Source organism: Paraburkholderia sp. (genome assembly GCF_034668105.1).
Lineage (GTDB): Bacteria > Pseudomonadota > Gammaproteobacteria > Burkholderiales > Burkholderiaceae > Paraburkholderia.
This window is the reverse complement of record NZ_JAXDPY010000467.1, coordinates 19,407-27,470: the sequence shown is the minus strand read 5'-3', so window position 1 is coordinate 27,470 and position 8,064 is coordinate 19,407. Positions and strand designations below refer to the sequence as shown.

General features: G+C 64.5%; 6 protein-coding genes and 1 pseudogene. 5 read left to right on the top strand and 2 right to left on the bottom strand.

The genetic code is table 11. The annotated features are described in order from the left end of the window. The first annotated feature begins 45 nt into the window (after positions 1-45). A complete protein-coding gene (locus QOC89_RS21090) occupies positions 46-369 on the top strand; it encodes a hypothetical protein (RefSeq protein WP_179730884.1) in 324 nt (107 codons plus the stop codon). Positions 370-805: 436 nt separating this feature from the next. On the opposite strand, the gene QOC89_RS21085 is transcribed toward QOC89_RS21090, so the two are convergent. After that, positions 806-1,060 (bottom strand): hypothetical protein, encoded by a 255-nt coding sequence (locus tag QOC89_RS21085; RefSeq protein WP_323046790.1) that lies wholly within the window; start codon positions 1,058-1,060, stop codon positions 806-808. Positions 1,061-1,353: 293 nt separating this feature from the next. Next, positions 1,354-1,749: pseudogene (locus QOC89_RS21080) on the bottom strand (transposase); the annotation flags it as partial. A 407-nt stretch (positions 1,750-2,156) separates the two neighbouring features. Between QOC89_RS21080 and QOC89_RS21075 the strand changes: the two are divergent. The 4 genes from QOC89_RS21075 (at position 2,157) to rluB (ending at position 7,759) form a co-directional block, all read left to right on the top strand. Beyond that, entirely contained in the window at positions 2,157-3,059 is a 903-nt protein-coding gene (locus tag QOC89_RS21075) for a LysR family transcriptional regulator (RefSeq protein WP_323046789.1), read from the top strand. Positions 3,060-3,178: 119 nt separating this feature from the next. After that, positions 3,179-4,402 carry a pyridoxal phosphate-dependent aminotransferase gene (locus QOC89_RS21070; protein ID WP_323046788.1) on the top strand — a complete coding sequence of 408 codons (1,224 nt, stop codon included), beginning with the start codon at positions 3,179-3,181 and terminating at the stop codon, positions 4,400-4,402. A gap of 363 nt (positions 4,403-4,765) precedes the next feature. Beyond that, positions 4,766-5,794, top strand: coding sequence for an SMC-Scp complex subunit ScpB (gene scpB / locus QOC89_RS21065; protein ID WP_323046787.1), 1,029 nt, complete (start codon positions 4,766-4,768; stop codon positions 5,792-5,794). A gap of 63 nt (positions 5,795-5,857) precedes the next feature. Then, positions 5,858-7,759, top strand: a complete 1,902-nt coding sequence (gene rluB, locus QOC89_RS21060; RefSeq protein ID WP_323046786.1) for a 23S rRNA pseudouridine(2605) synthase RluB — start codon at positions 5,858-5,860, stop codon at positions 7,757-7,759. Positions 7,760-8,064 lie beyond the last annotated feature (305 nt).

The window sequence follows — 8,064 nt, the reverse complement described above, 5'->3', positions numbered from 1 at the left end:
GTTGGGCATAGATGTGTCATAGCTGCACTTTAAGAAAGAAGTGAGATGACCACGTATTCCAACGAAGCGGTACTTGAAGCGCTGCGGCGGGCGCAATATCGCCAGGTCCCATGGGCCAGACGGCCGGGCGTTTTCCAATATCTTCGCGCGTTAGGCCTGATGGACACCGTTCGGCAGCGCACTGTCGCGCCGGCTCCGGGTTTTCACGCGCCCGTCGATATCGCCGTGCTCACCGAGCGCGGCAGGGCAGAGTTCGCGAGACTCGCGCACGACGAAGGCCTATTGACCTGGACCGCACAGCGAATGAACGACTACGTCGTCGCCACAGCCGAAACGCGGCCCACAGCCGCTCTCGAAGCGCGGCCTTAGGAACGGCGGGCTGGCTGGCGTTACTTTTCCGGCCGCTCGGCGCGGCTGGGGGTGAGTTCATTGCTCTGCTTATCTCTGCGTTTATCGCTCGGCTTATAGCTCCGGTTATAGCTTCGCTTAGGCTCGTGCGTTCGATGCGTGCTATCCGCTCTTTTCAAGCGAACCAGCAAAAAAAAGCCCGTATCGCGAGGATACGGGCGTACCGGAATTACTACTGCCACGCTGTGCTAATGGCGTTAAATCAGACTGGCACAGCGCCATGTGGTTCCCCAGTCGTTCAATTACCCATGCTACGCATTCCTTCGCTCTTGCGCTGACGCGACTATGGCAGCCGGCGACGGCTATTTTCGATACATGCGATCCGGAGCACGAGCTTTTGCAGCGCGCTCAGCGAGCCGCCAGCGCGCGCCGTTACGTGCCCGTCGTTACGGGCTGTTTATTGACGGCGCCCAGGACTTTCACGTGGCGGTTCCGGCCGTGTGCGGACATTGCTGGCAATATCCCCGCGCAAGTCGCCGCGCGGCGCTGGCGGCGTGAAGCCCCGGCTGCGTGTTTCGCTTTGCTGCCAGGCCTCAATGGTGGCCGTGTGATCCGGCCGCCAGTTCCAGCCTTGGGGGCGCTGCTGTGCAAGCGCCGGTGCGGCCATTGATGAAACGACAATGCCGCACAGAAGCAGTGACATTGGTTTCATGCTGAGCTCCCGTCAAGCCCATCGACTCAAGGCCTGTTTGCATACTCATAAGGTATGCCGAGTAGCGAAAGCACGCTGTAAGTAATAGTAAATGGATGTTTCACCGGCAGCAGTCGGCGCGCTTCAGGTGTCTGAAGCGACGAGTGACGAAGTCGGCGAAGGAGGAGGGACGACCACGCTGGGCGCGCTAAGGAGCGGTGCCCATGGCGGGTCGGGGCGTCGACAGACGGCGCGCGGCGGTCCGGATAGACGCCGGGCGCCCGCAGGCGCCCGGCAGCAAAACATTCGCGTCAGGCCATCTTGACCGGCGCGCGCCACGATTCCGGATTGGTCCAGAATGCGCCGCGCAGACGATCACGGCTCGGCGGTGCAGGCGGCTTCGCCGCCGTCGCCCCAATTCGCCCGCGCAGCGAAATTTCGCGGCCGCTCGTGCCAAGTCGTTTAACTATTTCGGCGAGCGTACCATCGGCTTGCCATTCGTCGAAGCGACGGCGGCAAGTCGGCGGCGACGGATAGCGGCCCGGCAGCTTGGACCAGCCTTCGCCCGTGGACAATACCCAAAGCACAGCGTTGACAACCGCGCGTGCTTCCACGCGTGGCCGACCGCGCCGTTCGCTCCGTGCTGGCTCCGCACAGAACAACGCCTCGACCAGGGCCCACTCGTTGTCTCTCAAATCGTCGAACAGCATCATGTTTCACCTCAGCGAAGCTAACTCCGGTGCGCTGCCCCGCGCCGCGCACTCTCCATGCACTCGATAGGCGAGTGCCAAGGGGGTCGGGCTTGCCACGATCTGCTATTCAGTCAGAAGTCATGGCGCCGACCCTGTGTGCATGTAAATGCAGGAAGTGTGCCAAGTTAAGTCCGACCACCTAGAGCCCTGTGACAGCGGGCCAGCGCGGGCGCTAGCTAGGGGCGTATGAGAATCCAAAAAACCCATCTCGCAAATCGGGACAATCACCAATCTTGTGCAATCAGGCCCGGCCACCGTGCGTTTGCGCTTTATTGCCGCATTGCAGCGAGGTCTCTGGAACCCGCGATGGTGCGGCATTTCGCCCTACAATGCGCATTAAATGGTGTAATTGATGAGGGCGGTAAATGAATGTAACGCTGCGCCAGCTAAGGGTTTTCATTGAGGTCGCCCGTTTGCAGAGCTTCAGCCGGGCCGGCGATGAAATCGGTCTGACGCAATCGGCGGTGAGTCGCTGCGTACGCGAACTGGAAGGGGAGATTGGTCTGAAGCTGATCGACCGCACCACTCGGGAGGTGCAGCTCACGGATGTTGGCGGCAACCTGGTATCGAGCGTGTCGCGCCTGCTGACGGATCTGGACGACGCGTTGCGCGAGATCCGCGAAATCGGTGAGCAGCGTCGCGGACGCGTGGTCGTGGCCGCGAGCCCGACAATCGCCTGCCGGCTGATGCCTGGTGTGGTGGCGTCGTGCGGACGGCAGTTCCCCTACATCACATTGGGTCTGCGCGACGACGTGCAAAGCGATGTGGTGCGCAAGGTGAAGTCGGGCGAAGTCGATTTCGGCGTGATCATCGGCCCGTTTTTCGCCGACGACCTGCTCAGCGAAGCGTTGATGACGGATTCGTTCTGTGTCGTTTCGCGCGACGACCATCCGTTGGCGGCACACAGGCAGGTGGCATGGACGGACCTCGAAGGCCAGCAACTCGTCATGCTCGATTACGCGTCAGGCAGCCGGCCGATCATCGACGCCGTGATGCAGGAGTATGGCGTGAACGCTACCGTGGTGCAGGAGTTGGGGCATTCCGCGACCGTTTTTGGACTTGTCGAGGCGGGTGTCGGCGTGAGCGTGCTGCCGTGGCTGGCGCTGCCGCTGCCGGCGGGCGCCTCGCTGGTGGCGCGGCCGCTCGTGCCGCGCGCCGAGCGTACGGTCGAGCTGGTGCGGCGGCGCGATCGCTCGCTGTCGCCCGCGGCGGAGGCGGTGTGGAGCCTGATTCGTCAATTGCCCGCGCGGGCGGAGGATTTGAATTGACGACTCGAGCTCGGGCATGCCCCCTTGGTTCCGCAAGATCGGATTTGTTGCGCGCTGCGCGCTAAACTGTCGCCTCTTTCAAGCGTCAGCTTTTACCCATTACCCGTCTGGAAGCCTCGATGAGCGAATCGGATTTGCCTGTGCCCTCTATTCCCAATGCGCGCGAAGCCGTGCGCGCACTACGTTCTTCGCAGATCCGTGAAGTCGCGAATGCCGGTTTCGGCGTGGCCGACATGCTGCCGTTCTGGTTTGGCGAGTCCGACCGGGTGACCCCAGCGTTCATTCGCGACGCCGCCAGCGCGGCGTTGGCGGCCGGCGACACCTTTTATACGCACAATCTGGGCGTTGCGCCGCTGCGCGCGGCGCTCGCAGGCTATGTCAGCGAATTGCACGGAACGACCTCGCCCGATCACATCGCGGTGACGAGCGCCGGTGTCAATGCCTTGATGCTGGCTGCGCAACTGGTGGTGGGCGCGGGCGACCGCGTTGTCGCAGTCACGCCGCTGTGGCCGAATCTGGTCGAAATTCCCAAGATACTGGGCGCACACGTGGAAACCGTCGCGCTGGTCTACGGCGAGCGCGGGTGGCGGCTCGATCTCGAGCGGTTGCTGGCGGCATTGACGCCGGATACGAAGATGCTGCTGATCAATTCGCCGAACAACCCGACCGGCTGGGTGATGAACCGCGACGAGCAGGGTGCCGTGCTGGCGCATTGCCGTCGCCACGGTATCTGGATCGTCGCCGACGAGGTCTACGAGCGTCTTTATTACGCGGACGCAGACGCGGGCGCGAGCGTTGCGCATTCGCGCACGGCGCCGTCGTTTCTCGATCGGGCCGGGCGCGACGAGCGCGTGATCTGCGTGAATTCGTTTTCCAAGGCGTGGCTGATGACCGGCTGGCGGCTCGGCTGGATCGTCGCGCCGACCGCGCTGATGGACGATCTGGGCAAGCTGGTCGAATACAACACGTCGTGTGCGCCGGCTTTCGTGCAGCAGGCGGGCATCGCGGCTGTCCAGCACGGGGAGCGCTTCACCCAGGAGCTGGTGCTCGATCTGAAGGCGTCGCGCGACCATCTGGTGCGCTCGCTATCCGCCGTGCCGGGCGTCGACGTGAAGGCCCCGCCCGGGGCCATGTACCTGTTTTTCTCGATGCCGGGTGCATCACGTAGTCTCGAACTGTGCAAAGCCATGGTGCGCGAAGTGGGTCTGGGCGTGGCGCCAGGCAGCGCATTCGGCCCGCAAGGCGAGGGCTTCGTGCGCTGGTGCTACGCGTGCGACACGGCGCGGCTCGACGCGGGTGTCGAGCGTCTGAAGCGGTTTCTCGCGCAACATGGTATGCATTGAGTGGTGGCGGAGCCCGCGAGTGGCCCAGGTCTGAGATCCTGGTTTAACGTCCGGTTCCGCTCCAATCCCCGTTCAGTTCCGCCAGCTTTGCCTTTTGAGTGGGCGAACCAGGGCAAAGCTGAAAAATGCGCCGGGGATTTCGTCTTTACGCACTGATTGTTTTTGCGTAATATGGCGTTCAGTCACGCGATTCCTTTCAGGAATATCGCTGCTCCGTCCGGCTGGGTTTGGCTCGATTGCCTGTTCGCCTCCCCCCGGTGCGTGCTCCCATCAATATGACCGATCAGAATCGGGCGAGCGCGTCTTCAGTTCCACATCGTCTGTTTGATCCGGTTCTTTGACCACAGGGTCTGACCTAGCTGCATGAATACCCAAGAGGCGAAGATCGTCCTCGAGACTGCCTTGATCTGCGCGCAGGAGCCGTTAAAGCTCGTCGATTTGCGCAAGCTCTTTGCCGACGGCGTGTCGGCAGACACTGTTCGGAATTTGCTCGAAGACCTCAAGCAGGATTGGTCTGGGCGCGGTGTGGAGCTGGTCGGGCTGGCGTCGGGCTGGCGATTTCAAAGCAAGCCCGCGATGCGCTCGTACCTGGATCGTTTGCATCCTGAGAAACCGCCGAAATATTCGCGCGCGGTGCTCGAGACGCTGGCGATCATTGCGTACCGGCAGCCGGTCACGCGCGGCGATATCGAAGAGATCCGCGGCGTGACGGTGAATACGCAGGTCGTCAAGCAGCTCGAGGATCGTAACTGGATCGAAGTGATCGGCCATCGGGATGTGCCGGGCCGGCCTGCGCTGTACGCGACCACGCGGCAATTTCTCGACGACCTCGGTTTGAAGGCGCTCGACGAACTGCCGCCGCTGGCCGATCCGTCGGCGCAGTTGAACGCGGATCTGCTCGGTCAGCATGCGATCGAATTTTCCGAGGTCGAGGCCGCGCAGGCCTTGGCGTCAGGCGTAGAGGGCGGGCTTGGAGAGCCGTTGGAGTCCGCCGCGGGCGAGGCTGCTGATCCAGCCGAGGCGACGCATGAAGCGGTCGGCCCAGCCGAGGCGACGCATGGCGCAACGAATGCCGCGCCGGCACCCGAGGCGCATCAGGATGGTGTTGAAGTCCCGGCCGTGCAAGAACATGTTGAAGCTGAAGCGGCACAGGTTGAACCGCGGGCCGGCACCGCCGAGTCCCCACAGAATCACGATCCACTGAATCACGATCCGGTCTCCCAGGCCGATCCCGCAACACCCGCGCACGACTCGGGCGCACTCCGCGATACGGAGCGCGCCGCCGAGCCGAACCCGACCACGGCGGCGCACGGCGATCATGAAGATCGTCGCGATGCCGCACAGGACGCAGGCATTCTGACCGACGACGAACCCGAGTCGCGCAGCGCCTGACGTAACCGAACTTTTTTGCCGCGCCCGCAATGGGCGCGCGCGACCTGACATTTTGAGGTTGTTTTGACACATACCCACGACACCGATTCGTCCGAATCCGAGCGCGCCGTGCCGTCGGCGCGCGCCGACGAGGCGCGCACCACGCAAGCGTCGGCAGGCGAGAGCGAACGTCCGGCGCAGACCACGGAAGCAGACGGCGAAGACCGTCCGCGCCGCGGCCTGCGTCGCGGACCGCGCAGCCTGATCGCGCGGCGCCGCGCCGGAGCGAAGACGAAGGGCGCCGAAGGCGCGCCCGCGCAAGGTGCGCCGGTCGTTACCGAAGCGCCGCCAGACGGCGAGGTGGTCGCGCAGGTGCGCATGCCGCGCAAGGATGCCGGCGCCAAGGGTCAAGGCCCGCGCCGCAATGCGGGCGGCGCGAAGCGTGAGGGTGGTCAACGGGAAGGCGCGCCTCGCGAAGGTCAGCGCGATGGCGCGCCCCGCGAGCGTCAACCGCGCGAGGGCGGTCAGCGTCAGAATCGTCGCGGCGGTGAAGCGCCGGTGGTGGCGAGCGCAACCGAGGCGAGCCCGGACGACCTGTTCTCGTATGTCACCTCGCCCGCCTTCGATGCCGACAACAGCACCAGCGGCGGCGTGCGTGCCCCGATGCTGCGCCGTGGCAAGCCGGCCGCGCCCAAGCGTGTCCTTGCCGCGGACGACGACGCGCCGAAACTGCATAAAGTGTTGGCCGAAGCCGGCATGGGCTCGCGCCGCGACATGGAAGAACTGATCGTAGCCGGCCGCGTATCGGTGAACGGTGAGCCGGCCCACATCGGCCAGCGCATCATGCCGACCGACCAGGTCCGCATCAATGGCAAGCCGGTCAAGCGCAAGCTGGCCAACAAGCCGCCGCGTGTGCTGCTGTATCACAAACCGACCGGCGAAATCGTCAGTCACGCCGATCCGGAAGGCCGCCCGTCGGTGTTCGACAAGCTGCCGCCGATGAAAACCGCCAAGTGGCTCGCGGTCGGCCGCCTCGACTTCAACACCGAAGGTCTGCTGATGTTGACCACCTCGGGCGATCTGGCAAACCGTTTCATGCATCCGCGCTACAGCGTCGAGCGAGAATACGCGGTGCGCGTGGTCGGTGAGCTGGCTGAAGGCATGCGTCAGAAGCTGTTGCACGGCGTCGAACTGGAAGACGGTCCGGCGAATTTCCTGCGCATCCGCGACGGCGGCGGCGAGGGCACGAATCATTGGTATCACGTCGCGCTCGCCGAAGGGCGTAATCGCGAAGTGCGCCGCATGTTCGAAGCAGCTGGCCTGATGGTCAGCCGCCTGATCCGCACGCGGCACGGCCCGATCTCGCTGCCCAAGGGCCTGAAGCGCGGTCGTTGGGAAGAACTCGAAGACAATCAGGTGCGCGCGCTGATGGCGTCGGTCGGCCTGAAGGCGCCGTCGGAAGAAAAGGGTAGCCGCAGAGAAGCGCCGGAGCGCAAGCAGCCGGATCCGATGCAAACGTCGATGGGCTTCATCAGCCGCGAACCCGTGCTGATGTCGCATGGCCGCTTCGATCAGCAGGCGCCGCGCGGTCAAGGCCGTCGCGGAGCGGCGGGTGGGGGCTTCGGTGGCGGTGCGGGCGGTGCAGGTGGAGGTTTTGGCGGCGGTGGCGGCTACGGCAGCCGCGGCGCTGGACGTAGCGCCGGTGGCTTTAGCGGCCCGATGAGCGGCGGTGGCGGCAGCGCGGGCGGCCCGCGTGGCGGACGTGACGTCGACGGCAATCGCGCGCCGTCGGGCAATGGCAATCGTGCGGCTGGTGGCGGCAAACGCCCCGGCGGCCCTGTTGGCAATCCGGGCAATGGCGGCGGTAGCCGGGGACCGGGCGCCAATCGCGGCGGTAACGCCAATCGTGCCGGCGGCGGCAACGCCAGCGCGGGCGGCGCCAATCGCGGTGGCGGCGCACCGCGCGGCCGCTCGCGTGGCCGTTAAGCAGCAAGTGAGATAAGCATGGCGGTGTGAGGCGCTCATCGTTACTCGCCGATTAGCGTCCCGCCACCGTCAGAGTCGATCGATAAGCGCCGCGAGTTTCATGCAACGCATAAAACCGCGGCGTGCGCGTAAGTAGGGGCAGCGTTTTTCGGCCCCACTTGTCCGGCGCGGACGCGGGGCGCGGTAAGCTGCCTTGCAAAAGGCCCGGAGCGCCGCCATATCGTTGGAAGATTCCCATGAAATCAAGCGGAAATGCGCTTCGCGCGGCGTTCTGCGGTTTGCGTTTGTCCCGAAAAATGGCTACA